The following is a 13,814-nucleotide window of genomic DNA, read 5'->3' as shown; positions in this document are numbered from 1 at the left end:
GCACATATTTCCTCTTGAACCTACATAAAATGGGACAAAGCTTCTCAAGGGGAGGGTGGATATGCCCGTGAATGGAAAAAAGATGGCTGTGCTGCTTACCGGTGCCGCACTGGTATCGGCTGTTGCTGTGTTCAGCGGGGCTTGGGGATATGTCTCGGGACTGCAGAATAAACCGGAGGTGCAACTCGTTAGCGGTTCGGAGAAGGCAGTCGACCTGGATTTATTGAGTCAAATCGAAACCGCCGCGGCGAAGTCACGCATTGAGCCGGTGGATGCCAAGGTGGACTCCGTGTGGAAAGCGATTCCCGGTTATAATGGACTTGAAATCGATATCGAAGCTACATACAAAGCAGCATCGTCGAAAAAGCGAAAAGCCGGAGAGGCCATTCCTTACGTATACCGGCAAATTCCGGCCAAAGTAACGCTTAATGATCTTGGAGATCAACCGATCTATCGGGGCAACCCCAACAAGCCGATGGTATCTCTGATGATTAACGTGGCCTGGGGGAATGAATTTCTAGTGCCGATGCTGGACACGCTGGATGCGGAGAAAGTGAAGACGACCTTTTTCCTGGATGGGAGCTGGTTGAAGAAGAACCCGGAGCTTGCAGGCGAAATTCTGAAACGAGGTCATGAGGTGGAGAATCACGCCTATACGCATCCGAATATGAGCCGTCTCAGCAGGGATCGGGCGGAGCTGGAAATCGCGAAGACGCAGGAGCTGCTCAAAGAAAGCCTCGGTGTGGAGAACAAATGGTTTGCGCCGCCATCCGGCGATTTTAATCAGCAGACCGTATCCATCGCCCAGGCAAGGGGATTGAAGACGGTCCTGTGGACGCTCGATACGGTCGATTGGAAGCATCCTGCACCGGATGCTGTCGTTCAGAAAATCTCCACGAAGGTGCAGCCGGGTTTCTTGATTTTGATGCATCCCACCGATTCCTCGTCGCAGGCGTTAAAGGGAATGATTGACGGAATACGGGCCAAAGGGCTGGAAATCGGAACCGTGAGCCAGACGCTTTCTCCTGAGCGAATTATGCCGAAGGGAAGTTGAGCGGCATGGTAAAGTTTGATAGAATGAATGGATGGCATGAGGCTGGTAATCAGCTAAAGTGAGCCTGGATGGAACAGTTAGGGGGGCCCTCGTGAAAAAAATACAATTGTCTAACGGCCTAAGAGTGGTTATGGAGCAAATCCCGACAAGTCGTTCGGTTTCATTCGGTATTTGGGTGAAGACCGGATCCCGCAATGAATCGGAGGACATCAACGGGATAACGCATTTTATAGAGCACATGATGTTCAAAGGGACGGAGCGTTTTGACGCCCGTGCCATTGCTGAAGAATTTGATGCTATCGGCGGCAACGTCAACGCTTTTACGTCCAAGGAATATACGTGTTATTACGCCAAGGTGCTGGATGAGCATTTTCCGATTGCGGTTGATGTGCTGTCCGACATGTTCTTCAACTCAAAGCTGGATGCGGGCGAGTTAGCCAAGGAGAAGAATGTCATTCTGGAAGAGATCGCAATGTATGAGGATACACCGGATGATCTGGTCCATGATCTGATGTCGTTATCGGCGTACGGCGACCATCCGCTGGCATATCCGATTCTCGGCACAAAGGAACGGCTGGAATCGATGGATTCGCAAGCGCTGAGAGCTTACATGGATAAACATTACACCATTGAGAACACCGTAATCGCTCTGGCAGGTAACATCAATGATGATGTGATTGAATTATTGGAGCGTCATTTTGGCGGCTTTGCCAATCACGGCAGCTCCGAGCTTCTGGCCGTGCCCGCCTTTTTGGATGGCGTTCAGTTCCGTAAGAAGAAAACAGAGCAGAATCATATCTGCATGTCGTTTCCCGGCTGCTCCATCGGAGACGAGCTTCAGTATGCAATGGTACTCTTGAATAACGCCATTGGTGGCGGCATGAGTTCACGCTTGTTTCAGGAAATCCGGGAGAAGCGCGGACTGGCTTATTCGGTATACTCATATCATAGTTCGCACGCAGATAACGGAATGTTCACCATTTATGCGGGCACAGCGCCCAAGCAGACAAAGGAAGTCCTTCAACTGACCACGGAAATGCTGCAGGATCTGGCACAGAACGGGATGACGGAGGAAGAGCTGCGCAAAGGGAAAGAACAACTGAAGGGCAGTCTCATTCTGAGTCTGGAGAGCACGAGCAGCCGTATGAATCGCTTGGGTAAGAACGAGTTAATGCTGGGTCGTCATTTCAGTTTGGATGAAATTATTAAGCGGATTGAACAGGTGGACATGAAGGATGTCGACGCGGTTCTTGACCGCATGTTCGGGACTCCATATGCACTAGCGATGGTAGGAACTTCAGATAAAGCACTGAATGTACTTAGGAGGAATGAATTTGTTGCACTACGTTCAAATCAATAGATTGCCAGGTAATGAAGATGTGAAACTTCCCGTAAAAATGTCCGAACTAGCCGCAGGTTTTGATCTGCACGCGGCAGTTGCGGAGCCGGTCGTATTGAACCCGTGCGAACGTAAATTAATTCCGACCGGTTTTGCGATTGCCATGCCGGCCGAACTTGAAGCTCAAATCCGTCCGCGCAGCGGACTGGCCTACAAACATGGTATTACCTGCTTGAATTCTCCAGGTACGATTGATGCTGATTATCGCGGGGAAGTGAAGGTGCTGCTGGTGAATTTGGGACAAGAGCCATTTGCAATTGAGCGTAATGAACGCATTGCCCAGATGGTGTTCAAAACCGTCCCGGCGGTCGAATTCATGGAAGTTGACGAGTTGTCCGATACCGTACGGGGTGCAGGTGGATTCGGTCATACCGGCAAGTAAACTATTATAGATAATTCATGGGTATCATCATCATGGTTTTACCAAGCACACCGCTCCGGCCTAGCCGGGCGGTGTTTTTTGCATTAGCGTCTATGTAAAACGGCTTCGGATCCGACCTTGTCATCTATAGTGTTATTTATTGCGTTAAGGCGGTAGTTTAATTGAAATGCGCTCACCACCCTATAGGCGACGGCATAAGATGGTTTATACATTGGTTAGAAGAAAGGAGCGAGGCCTTCCATGCTGACTGGAGTCCGGACCGTCTTTGTAGGTGGAGACGCAAGGCAAATTGAAGTCATACGAAAATGCGCTGAGATGGATGCCTCCGTCATGATCGCCGGGTTTGAGAAACTGCAGGATTCTTTTCAGGGAGTGACTCGCGAGCCGCTCACGCCAGAGCTGTTATCGAATGCCGATGCTCTGATCCTGCCTGTCGTGGGATGTGATGATGAGGGACGTGTCAGCGCGCTATTCTCAGAGGGGCCATTGCGACTGCAGGAGGAGCATATCGCAGCGATGCCCGGACATGGAGTGATCTATACAGGTATGGCGAAGCCCTATTTGCGCTCGCTATGTGACAAATATAAGATCAAGCTGGTAGAGATTTTGGAGAGGGACGATGTAGCCATCTATAATTCCATTCCGACAGCGGAAGGTGCACTGATGATGGCGATCCAAAACACGGATTTTACGATTCACGGATCAACCAGCATGGTGCTTGGCATGGGACGGACAGGGTTCACCATGGCGCGCAGCCTGCAAGGCCTGGGTGCCAAAATACGGATGGGCGTACGCAAATCGGAGCACTATGCCAGAGCGGAGGAAATGGGCTGGAAGCCCTTCCTGGTAAGGGATCTGAGTTCTTATGTGTCGGATATCGACTTGCTTTTTAACACGATTCCAACTATGATAGTCACAGCACAAATCATCTCAAAAATGCCTCGGGAGGCTGTCATCATCGACCTTGCCTCCGCACCTGGCGGATGCGATTTTCGCTATGCTGAAAAACGGGGTATCAAAGCCATGCTCGCACCCGGACTACCCGGAATCGTGGCTCCTAAAACAGCCGGCATCATTATGGCCAATACGCTGGTGGAGCTGATTTCTGAAGAAATCAAGATTCGGGGGGATGCGTAGATGAATTGGAATGGAATAACAGTGGGTTATGCCCTGACAGGATCGCACTGCACGCTTGAAGAAGTGATGCCGCAGATCCAGCGGTTCAAAGATGGTGGAGCGAATGTGGTGCCGATTGTGTCCAGCACGATCATGACAACCGATACCCGATTCGGCAGATCGGAGAATTGGCAGAAACAGTTGAAAGATATAACCGGGAATGATATTATTTCTACAATTGTGGAGGCGGAACCGCTAGGCCCATCCAAGCTTCTTGATGTTCTGGTTATCGCCCCATGTACGGGAAACACAACCAGCAAGCTGGCCAATGCGATGACTGACAGCCCTGTGTTAATGGCAGCCAAGGCGCAGATGAGAAATTGCAGACCGCTGGTTCTGGCGATTTCAACGAATGATGGCCTTGGGCTGAATGCGGCGAATATCGCGAAGCTGCTTGTAGCGAAAAATATTTATTTTGTTCCTTACGGACAGGATAATCCGCAGCAGAAGCCTAACTCGCTTGTCGCCAAAATGGATTTGATTCCGGAAGCGTGTTATGCGGCACTGGAAGGGAAGCAGCTGCAGCCGATGATCGTTGAATATTCGCATTAACCACGATAAAGCCTTTTGATCAGTAAGGGACATCAGCGCGGACTTAACATGTGGATCGTTTCAGATCATCTTCTGAAGGGTGCAGTATGGAATGCCGTGCTAATCGCAGAAATCATCGTCAACAAACGGAACGGCCAGGCTTTGTAGCCGGCCGTTTCAATCGGTCAGCCCGAAATTTACGTCTCCTGGGCATATATAAACGGAGGAATATTTTATGCGCATCTTAGTTCAAAAATTCGGCGGAACCTCGTTATCTACACCGCAAGCAAGAACCCATGTTATTGGGCACATCCAGCGCGAACTGGCTAATCACTATCAATTGGTCGTGGTCGTCTCGGCTATGGGACGCCGCGGGGAGCCTTACGCTACAGATACCCTTCTGGACTGGATCGATCATAACGGAAACGCGCTTCCAGACAGAGAGCGGGATTTGCTGCTCTGCTGCGGTGAGATTATCTCAGCCACAACGCTATGCAGTCTGCTTCAGCATGAAGGGATAACTGCGACGGTGCTGACGGGTGCCCAAGCCGGATTTCTTACAGACGATCACTTCGGAAATGCACGCATTAAGGACGTAAAACCTGAACGGGTTTTGAAAGAGTTGGAGTCTCACCAAGTTGTTATCGTCACTGGGTTCCAAGGGCAGACCGATTCCGGTGACTTCACGACGCTGGGCAGGGGCGGAAGCGATACTTCGGCCACCGCGCTTGGAGCCTCCCTTCGCGCCGAAATGGTTGATATCTACACGGATGTCAACGGCATTCTTACGGCAGATCCCCGCATCGTCGAGGATGCGAAGGCGCTCAGTTATGTAAGTTATACGGAGATTTGCAATATGGCTCATCAAGGTGCCAAGGTCATTCATCCTAGAGCAGTTGAGATTGCTATGCAATCCCAAATTCCGGTCAGAGTGCGGTCGACCTTCTCGGATAATGAGGGGACACTGGTTACCCAGCCGGAAGGCTTCAGAGATATACAATCCGGAATTGTGGACCGCTTTGTGACGGGAGTTGCTTATGTAAGCAATATTACGCAAATCTCAGTGGAATGCGATCGCACGGAAGGTCTTCAACTGAAGGTTTTCAAATCGATGGCGGAGCATTCCATTAGTGTGGACTTTATTAATGTTACCCCTACAGGGGTCCTTTATACAGTGTTTGACAGCGACTCGGAGAAGGCGATTGAAGTGCTGCAGAGCCTGGATTTGAAACCAAAAAGCTTGTCCGGCTGTGCGAAGGTATCCGTCATAGGCGGCGGCATCAACGGGGTTCCGGGCATCATGGCGAAAATCGTAGAATCCTTAAGCGAGCACGATATTCCGATTCTGCAATCGGCAGATTCGAACACAACGATCTGGGTGCTTGTGAAGAAGGAAGACATGGCTCAAGCGCTGCGCGCATTGCATCACAAATTTGAACTTCACCGATAATACCTTAGAGTCTGTTCGTTAATCGTTTGATAGGAAATACTATATATAAGATTACTTACGAAGGAAGCTTGCCTGTTTGGGAGAGCTTTAAGGAGGAATCATTGTGGATTTCGGAAGATTGATTACGGCTATGGTAACCCCATTTGATCAGAATAACCATATCAATTGGGACGAGACTGCGAGATTGATTGAGTACCTGATTGTCGAACAGAAGTCGGACTCTCTGGTCATTGCAGGAACGACGGGCGAATCCCCAACGCTTAGCGAAGACGAGAAGCTTGAATTGTTTAAGTTCGCAGTGAAGCAGGCAGGTGGGCGAAGCAAGATTATCGCAGGTACTGGCAGCAACGATACGGCACATTCTGCAGAATTGACGAAAAAAGCGGAAAGCTGCGGCGTCGATGGCATTTTGCTTGTCGCTCCGTACTACAATAAGCCGAACCAGGAAGGGCTTTACCAGCATTTTAAGGCGATCGCTGAGGCAACTTCTCTGCCTATCATGCTGTACAATGTGCCTGGACGTACGGGCATCAGCCTAAGCACGGCTACCACCTTGCGTTTGGCTCAATTACCGAACATCGTTGCGACGAAGGAATGTGCTTCGATTGATCAGGTCACCGCCATTGCCGCAGGTGCTCCGGACGGTTTCATCGTTTATTCTGGCGACGATTCCTCAGCACTGCCTGCTCTGGCCGTAGGTGCTTACGGAATCGTAAGCGTGGCCAGCCATATTGCTGGCGCCCGCATGAAGGATATGATCCACGCCTATGTGGAAGGAAACGTGAAAGAAGCCGCCAAGCTGCATCAATCCTTGTTCACCTTGTTCAAAGGCCTGTTTGAATGTCCTGACCCGCTTCCAAACCCGGCGGCGGTTAAATTCGCTCTGCATGAGCGGGGCTATCAGGTCGGCGGTGTTCGTCTGCCGCTCGTTTCTCCTAGTGAGAATGAGGCTGCATTTATCCGCAATATGCTGTCTTCCTTGTAAGCTGCGCACCTACCATACCTAAGCCATTGCCTTCGATGAAGGCAGTGGCTTTCTTCGTTTTAAACCCTTCTGTTTCTGGGTATCCTATGGCTCACGAAGGTGGTTGACTTGTGTTTTCACTTTTTCATCATGTATAATGAATTCAAGTGACTGGGTGCGGTATTTTTTTGAAATTTAATATAACAATGGTACGACGTCCAAAACTATAGGAGGGTTAGATACATTTGTCTAAGAAAATAAGCAACGATAAACTATCGATTTTTGCCTTGGGCGGCGTCGGTGAGATCGGGAAGAACATGTATGTCATTCAATATGCCAATGACATCGTTGTCGTGGATGCGGGATTGAAGTTCCCAGAAGAAGATATGCTTGGGATTGATATTGTTATTCCTGATATTAGCTATTTAACGGAGAATCGCGACAAAGTGAGAGCGATTTTGCTGACTCACGGTCACGAGGACCATATCGGCGGGCTCCCTTACGTATTGAAACACTTGAATGTTCCTGTATACGGAACGAAATTGACGCTCGGATTGGTGGAAAACAAGCTCAGAGAAGCGAATTTGCTGGGTGAGACGAAACGGATTCTGATCCATGCGGATTCGGAAGTACAACTCGGAAACACACTGAAAGCGACCTTCTTCAAGACCAATCACAGTATTCCGGATTCTGTAGGGATCTGTATCGAAACACCGGAAGGCAATGTGGTGCATACGGGTGACTTTAAGTTCGACCATACTCCGGTAAATGACCAATATGCGGATCTGCAGCGTATGGCTGAGATCGGAAGCAAGGGAGTATTGGCTCTTCTGTCAGATAGTACGAACGCAGAGAGACCAGGCTTCACGCCTTCCGAGAAAAATGTGGGCATCGTGCTGGAAGATATTTTCCGCAAAGCCGAGCAGCGGGTTGTTGTTGCAACGTTTGCATCGAATGTTCACCGCATTCAACAGGTTGTCAACGCAGCCGAATCCACGGGCCGCAAAATAACGGTTATCGGAAGAAGCATGGTCAACGTGGTGTCCATTGCCGCTGAGCTTGGATACTTGCACATACCAGAAGGCATGCTGATCGAACCTGAAGAGGTTAACAAAATGGCAGCCGACCGCGTTGTAGTATTGTGTACAGGCAGTCAGGGAGAGCCGATGTCAGCGCTCACACGCATGGCACGTTCCACTCACCGCAAGGTGGACATTCTGCCAGGGGATACGGTCATCATTGCAGCGACACCGGTTCCAGGTAATGAAAAATATGTAGGACGTACGATTGATGAGTTGTTCCGTCTTGGAGCAGACGTGATTTATAGCGGATCCAATTCGGGTGTCCACGTATCGGGTCACGGCAGCCAAGAAGAACTCAAGCTGATGCTGAATCTGATGAAACCGCAATTTTTCATCCCTGTCCATGGCGAATACCGGATGCAGCGCCGTCACGCTCTGCTTGCAGAGTCCGTTGGCGTTGATCCAGATAACATTTTTATTACCGATATCGGTGAAATTGTGGAAATTCAAGGCGGCTCGGCCCGCAAAGCTGGCAAAGTAACCGCTGGCAATGTTCTGATTGACGGGCTTGGCGTTGGTGACGTAGGAAACATCGTATTGCGCGACCGCAAGCTTCTGTCCCAGGATGGAATTCTGGTCGTTGTCGTTACCTTGAGCAAGCAAAATGGTTCCATCGTATCCGGTCCTGATATTATTTCGCGTGGATTCGTATACGTGCGGGAATCCGAAGGGCTTCTGGATGAAGCCAACCGTATCGTTTCCAGCACGCTTCAGAAGCTGATGAGTGAAAACGTGAATGAGTGGGCGTCACTGAAAACCAGCGTAAAAGACGCTTTGGGACGCTTCTTGTATGAACAAACACGTCGCAGACCGATGATCTTGCCGATCATTATGGAAGTCTGATACAAGATAATAAAATAAATCAGGCACACAGTCGCCCCTTTTTCGCAGGTAATAATTGGACGGTTCCCGCGAAAGAGGGGCTTTTTATAGGTTGATCCTTAAACTTCTCCCGAATGATTTCGGCAGAAGTTTTTTTGGTTGCTGCCATTCCGACCTCAAGCTGAATGTATCATATAAGCATAAAATGGTCCCGTCATTTGCCATACTAAGGGTTAGCTATGTGTTGATTGCAGCAGCTAGACATTAAGATAAAGGCAGGGATGCGCGATGGAGAAAGATCAATGGACTACCGGCAACAGAAAAGCAGGATGGACTGGCGAGACGGAAGCGCCTGCGGTCGTCCCCACCGAGGAGGGCAAGAAAGCGGCCGTAACGGAAACGATACAGCAGCTGGGACAGACGGGACTGCCCAACGGCGGGGAATCCAACGTTTTTTGCATGACCATCATTGGACAAATCGAGGGACATATCGTGCTTCCACCGCAAAATAAAACCACGAAGTATGAGCATATGATTCCACAGCTTGTGGCAGCTGAGCAAAATCCGCGGATCGAAGGACTCTTGATCATTCTCAATACCGTTGGCGGCGACGTGGAAGCCGGACTTGCCATTGCCGAGATGATTGCATCGCTCAGCAAACCGACCGTAACGGTAGTCATTGGAGGGGGGCACAGTATCGGCGTCCCGATCGCTGTAGCAGCAGACCACTCGATCATCGCGGAGAGCGCGACGATGACCATTCACCCGATACGCATGAGCGGGTTAGTCATTGGCGTGCCGCAAACCTTTGAATACATGGAGAAAATGCAGGAACGTGTCGTACGCTTTGTGACGAGCCATTCGAGGATAACGGAGGAACTGTTTAAGGATCTGATGTTCAAAACCGGTGAATTGAACAGGGATATCGGTACCGCGGTTTCGGGTACAGACGCCGTTAAATATGGCCTCATGAACGAAGTAGGGGGCATCGGGCAGGCATTAAGCCGGTTGAACAGCATGATTGGAGAACGTAAAACGATAAGTCCTGGAGGGATTACGCAATGATATGGTACAGCGTCATGCCATTGGATCCGACCGGGATGCTGCAAGGGGAACAGGCAGCCGTCACATCCAGGGAAGTTCGGGTTGAAGGAATACTAATGGAAGTTGAACCTACGGCAGAGGATCAGGCGAAAATTGTCCGTTTATTGGATTGCGGGCTTCAAGATTACTTGAATCCACGCTACGCTCCGGGGGCAATGATTCGCTATATTCCGACGGTAGAAAATGAGGCTAAAGGCTGAAAACAGAACATAGGTACGCCACCGAATATTATGCTATAATATGGATTCGGGGGTGACACTTTTGGCAAAGCGGAAAAGAAAGAAGAAGGCAGCCTTTGCAGCCGTATTGAAGTATGAAATTTATGGGATTGTATTGATGACACTATCGGTCATCGCATTATCCGGAGAAGCACCGGTGGGGCGTTCCCTGTCCAAGATGTCGGGATATCTGCTGGGCAAGTATTATTTTATCATCCCCCTAATCGGCATCTATTACGGGTTAATGGTGATGATTCACCGGAAATGGCCCAAACGTTGGAACAGCAGACGCACCGGTGTCCTTCTCTTGGTATTATCGCTTACTTTAATGAGCAGCATTGCAGGTTTGGAGTCGAAGCTGGCCCCGATTGGACAATTGAATGCATCAAATGCGATGAGCCAGATACATAGTGATTTGCAAGGCGAGCTCCTTCATACCGGGGCAGATGATGGACATCATCCCGTCATGGGCAGAGACATCAGCGGCGGTTACGTTGGAGCGTTGCAGTTTGCCTTTCTGTTAATGCTGTTCGGCAGCATCGGGGCAAAGTTGATTGTGATTGTCATGCTAGTGATCAGCTTCATGCTGATTACCAATCTGTCCTATGTTGATTTAATGCGGATGTTCCGCGTGAGGGTTGTTAAGGCCGGAGAACGGATTCAGAAAAAAGTGAACAGCCAGCAGACCAAATCAAGAGCTGCGGCAAAATCAAGCGCGAAGGAACAACGCATGCAGCTGCCGGAAGATCTGGATGAAGATGATGATCTGGATGATATGGAGAGCATAAGGCTGCCGCGCCGCAAAGCGCCGCAATTCTTCCAGCTGTTCGGTAAAGGCAACAAACGGAACGAAGCAGTGGAAGAGGCTGCGGATGAGGCGGCTCCGGTATTTACCGTTGGCAACGGGCATGGTGCTAAGGAGAAAGGGGAGGTCGTCCTGTTCAACAGTCCGGTTCAACCGGAGGAGGGAGCGGATGTGATGACTCCTGCAGCAGAATCCGTGCCTTCATCGCCGATTATTCGTGATTTCTTCGAGCAAGTGAAACAAGAAGGGCGCCTGGATGACGAGTACGACGATCACGAAGCAGTGATACCTTCGGCACAAGAAGACCCTTCGGGGAACACGGCAGCAAGTCCTGAGCCCATGGGCGGCCCTGAGGCGTCGAATGGCGAGTTGAATGGAGCTGCTGCTGCAGGTAATGAGGGGCAGGAGGAAACGGCACCGGCAGTACCTCCGGCTCCGCCGCCTAAGCCGTACAAGCTGCCTCCATTCCGGCTGCTATCCAAACCGAATAACGGCGGTAAGGGTGGAGACCAGAACGATTATATGCAGACAGCGCGCAAGCTGGAGGCGACCCTGGAAAGTTTCGGCGTTCGGGCCAAGGTGCTGGAGGTTGTCCGGGGGCCGTCGGTAACCCGCTATGAAATTCAGCCGGACATCGGGGTTAAGGTCAGCCGGATCGTCAATCTGACCGATGATATTGCACTCGCGCTTGCGGCCAAGGATATTCGGATGGAAGCGCCGATTCCTGGCAAATCAGCCATCGGGATCGAAGTGCCGAACAACGAAGTATCACTGGTTACGATGAGAGAGGTTATGGAGACGCCGACGTTCCAGGAAGCGGAATCGAAGCTGTCGATTGCATTTGGCCGTGATATTTCAGGTCAAACGATTGTCGGTAATTTGGCACGCATGCCCCATCTCCTTGTTGCAGGTGCAACGGGTTCGGGTAAATCCGTATGTATCAACGGCATCATTACCAGCATTTTGTATAAAGCGAAGCCGGATGAGGTTAAGTTCCTGATGGTCGATCCGAAGATGGTCGAGCTCAATGTCTACAACGGAATTCCGCATTTGATGGCACCGGTGGTAACGGATCCGAAGCGGGCATCCTTGGCACTTAAGAAAATCGTCGTAGAGATGGAGAAACGGTATGAGCTGTTCTCCAAATCCGGGACGCGAAATATTGAAGGTTACAACAATCTGATGAAGGATAATCTGCCGGCAGTATTGCCTTATATCGTCGTGATCGTGGACGAGCTGGCCGATTTGATGATGGTTGCAGCCAACGATGTGGAAGACGCGATCACGCGTCTGGCCCAAATGGCCCGTGCCGCCGGGATTCACTTGATCATCGCAACGCAGCGTCCGTCGGTCGACGTTATTACGGGGGTCATTAAAGCGAACATTCCGTCCCGTATTGCCTTTGGCGTATCTTCGCAGGTCGATTCCCGAACGATTCTGGATATGGCGGGAGCAGAGAAACTGCTCGGCCGCGGGGATATGCTGTTTATGCCGATGGGCTCCTCCAAGCCGATCCGGGTGCAGGGAGCCTTCATGAGTGATCATGAAGTCGAGAACATTGTGGATTTTGTCCGGGATCAAGGGCAGGCGGAATATGATGAGTCGTTAGTGCCTGAGATAGAGGAATCATCGAATTCGGATGAAGAAGAATTGGATGAGCTGTATGAGCAGGCGGTGACCATCGTACTGGAAGCGAAGCAAGCGTCCGTATCGCTGCTGCAGCGGAGAATGCGCGTAGGTTATACCCGTGCAGCGCGTCTTATTGATTCCATGGAGGCACGCGGGATTATCGGACCTTACGAGGGAAGCAAACCGCGGGAAGTGCTGATGTCTATGGAGCAATACCAACAACAGCAGAATCGAATCAGTTAAGGGAGTCAATCCCTCAATTTCAGAAAAAGGAAGCGAACAAACCAAAATTTTGGGTTGATCGCTTCCTTTTTTGTTGGTTCACGGGATACTGTGCCTTTTGCGGTATTTGCTTGCCGTCATTTTCATAATTTTCTTAAAGGTTCGATCAAAATGCGTCAGGCTTTCAAAGCCGATCGATTCGGCGATGTCCACGATTTTCAGGTCCGTATCCGTCAGAAGGCGCTGCGCCTCGCGAATGCGGGTGAGGTTCAGATAATTAATAATCGTAAAACCCGTAATTTCTTTGAATATCCGGGACAGGTAGAACGGGCTGATGTAGAAGGTTTCAGATAATTGCTGCAGCGTGATTTTGTCTGCGTAATGAGCGTGAATAAATTTAACAACGTCCGTTATTTTCTGATGGAGCGGGTTCATGGAGGTGTGAGCAGGCAGCGAGGCGGAATGGGTTAACCGAGAGGTTTTGATTAATAACTCCGTAAGCAGTACCTGCAGCATGTATTCGTACGAAGCGGAGCCTTCGCTGATTTCATCGGCCATTTTATTCAAAATTTGCATGATGATTGCTTGCTCTGGAACGGTTAAACGCAGCAGCGGCGTATCCTGATTAAACATGCTGAGCAATCCGGATGCCAGCAAGGGGTGGCCTTTCCCCAGAAAAGAATCGCTAAAATTAATGACGATACGTTCATGCTCCGGATCGCCTTGACCCGAGGTTTTATGAACGTCGAATTTATTGATGAGAATGAGGTCTCCGGCTCGAATGGTGTACAATTTTTCTTTGATAAAATAATTGCGCTCGCCTGAAACCAGATAGTAGATTTCATAGGTTCCATGATAATGGTTATTTCGTTCAAAGGGCTTTGTGCGATGAATGCGATGGTAGTAAAATTCCCCTTCTTCTTCTCCGTAAGTTACGGTATGGGTATCGCTGGATATCATAATCGCCCCCGCTTCG

Annotated in this window: 12 protein-coding genes; 11 read left to right on the top strand and 1 reads right to left on the bottom strand. The window is 50.0% G+C overall.

The annotated features are described in order from the left end of the window. Window positions 1-61 precede the first annotated feature (61 nt). From ABEW73_RS09865 to ABEW73_RS09815, 11 genes are all read left to right on the top strand, one after another. Window positions 62-1,054 carry a polysaccharide deacetylase family protein gene (locus ABEW73_RS09865; protein ID WP_430164797.1) on the top strand — a complete coding sequence of 331 codons (993 nt, stop codon included), beginning with the start codon at window positions 62-64 and terminating at the stop codon, window positions 1,052-1,054. Between the two features lie 91 nt (window positions 1,055-1,145). Continuing rightward, window positions 1,146-2,414: a M16 family metallopeptidase gene (locus ABEW73_RS09860; protein WP_430164794.1), complete on the top strand. Its 1,269-nt coding sequence runs from the start codon at window positions 1,146-1,148 to the stop codon at window positions 2,412-2,414. Beyond that, window positions 2,389-2,835 (top strand): dUTP diphosphatase, encoded by a 447-nt coding sequence (gene dut / locus ABEW73_RS09855; protein WP_430164791.1) that lies wholly within the window; start codon window positions 2,389-2,391, stop codon window positions 2,833-2,835. The genes ABEW73_RS09860 and dut overlap by 26 nt, the downstream gene beginning before the upstream one ends. Before the next feature lie 240 nt (window positions 2,836-3,075). Next, window positions 3,076-3,972, top strand: coding sequence for a dipicolinate synthase subunit DpsA (dpsA, locus tag ABEW73_RS09850; protein WP_098746977.1), 897 nt, complete (start codon window positions 3,076-3,078; stop codon window positions 3,970-3,972). Beyond that, on the top strand, window positions 3,973-4,563 hold the full coding sequence (locus tag ABEW73_RS09845) for a dipicolinate synthase subunit B (RefSeq protein WP_430164787.1): 591 nt from the start codon (window positions 3,973-3,975) through the stop codon (window positions 4,561-4,563). It abuts the gene before it with no gap. 214 nt (window positions 4,564-4,777) lie between these two features. Continuing rightward, window positions 4,778-5,992, top strand: coding sequence for an aspartate kinase (gene dapG / locus ABEW73_RS09840; protein ID WP_430164784.1), 1,215 nt, complete (start codon window positions 4,778-4,780; stop codon window positions 5,990-5,992). A gap of 103 nt (window positions 5,993-6,095) precedes the next feature. Next, the gene (gene dapA, locus ABEW73_RS09835; RefSeq protein ID WP_430164781.1) at window positions 6,096-6,977 is read left to right on the top strand and encodes a 4-hydroxy-tetrahydrodipicolinate synthase; all 882 of its coding nucleotides are present in this window, start codon (window positions 6,096-6,098) and stop codon (window positions 6,975-6,977) included. A 224-nt stretch (window positions 6,978-7,201) separates the two neighbouring features. After that, window positions 7,202-8,881 (top strand): ribonuclease J, encoded by a 1,680-nt coding sequence (locus tag ABEW73_RS09830; RefSeq protein ID WP_430164778.1) that lies wholly within the window; start codon window positions 7,202-7,204, stop codon window positions 8,879-8,881. 267 nt (window positions 8,882-9,148) lie between these two features. Then, window positions 9,149-9,925: a ClpP family protease gene (locus ABEW73_RS09825; RefSeq protein WP_430164775.1), complete on the top strand. Its 777-nt coding sequence runs from the start codon at window positions 9,149-9,151 to the stop codon at window positions 9,923-9,925. Beyond that, entirely contained in the window at window positions 9,922-10,164 is a 243-nt protein-coding gene (locus ABEW73_RS09820) for a YlzJ-like family protein (protein WP_430164772.1), read from the top strand. The genes ABEW73_RS09825 and ABEW73_RS09820 overlap by 4 nt, the downstream gene beginning before the upstream one ends. Before the next feature lie 61 nt (window positions 10,165-10,225). Next, on the top strand, window positions 10,226-12,859 hold the full coding sequence (locus ABEW73_RS09815) for a DNA translocase FtsK 4TM domain-containing protein (protein WP_430164770.1): 2,634 nt from the start codon (window positions 10,226-10,228) through the stop codon (window positions 12,857-12,859). A 78-nt stretch (window positions 12,860-12,937) separates the two neighbouring features. Here the strand turns inward: ABEW73_RS09815 and ABEW73_RS09810 are convergent, their stop codons facing one another. Next, window positions 12,938-13,798, bottom strand: coding sequence for an AraC family transcriptional regulator (locus ABEW73_RS09810; protein ID WP_430164767.1), 861 nt, complete (start codon window positions 13,796-13,798; stop codon window positions 12,938-12,940). Window positions 13,799-13,814: the final 16 nt, after the last annotated feature.

The sequence above is a fragment of the Paenibacillus lautus genome (assembly GCF_050482385.1).
Taxonomy (GTDB): Bacteria; Bacillota; Bacilli; order Paenibacillales; family Paenibacillaceae; genus Paenibacillus_AQ; species Paenibacillus_AQ lautus_B.
Note: the sequence above shows the minus strand (reverse complement) of the source record. Positions and strands in the feature narration are given on the sequence as shown.

Excerpts from the sequence above, each read along its gene's own strand:
- ABEW73_RS09865 (WP_430164797.1), top strand. The coding sequence starts at position 62 with ATGCCCGTGAATGGAAAAAAGATGGCTGTGCTGCTTACCGGTGCCGCA.
- dpsA (WP_098746977.1), top strand. The coding sequence starts at position 3,076 with ATGCTGACTGGAGTCCGGACCGTCTTTGTAGGTGGAGACGCAAGGCAA.
- ABEW73_RS09845 (WP_430164787.1), top strand. The coding sequence starts at position 3,973 with ATGAATTGGAATGGAATAACAGTGGGTTATGCCCTGACAGGATCGCAC.
- dapG (WP_430164784.1), top strand. The coding sequence starts at position 4,778 with ATGCGCATCTTAGTTCAAAAATTCGGCGGAACCTCGTTATCTACACCG.
- ABEW73_RS09825 (WP_430164775.1), top strand. The coding sequence starts at position 9,149 with ATGGAGAAAGATCAATGGACTACCGGCAACAGAAAAGCAGGATGGACT.
- ABEW73_RS09820 (WP_430164772.1), top strand. The coding sequence starts at position 9,922 with ATGATATGGTACAGCGTCATGCCATTGGATCCGACCGGGATGCTGCAA.
- ABEW73_RS09810 (WP_430164767.1), bottom strand. The coding sequence starts at position 13,798 with ATGATATCCAGCGATACCCATACCGTAACTTACGGAGAAGAAGAAGGG.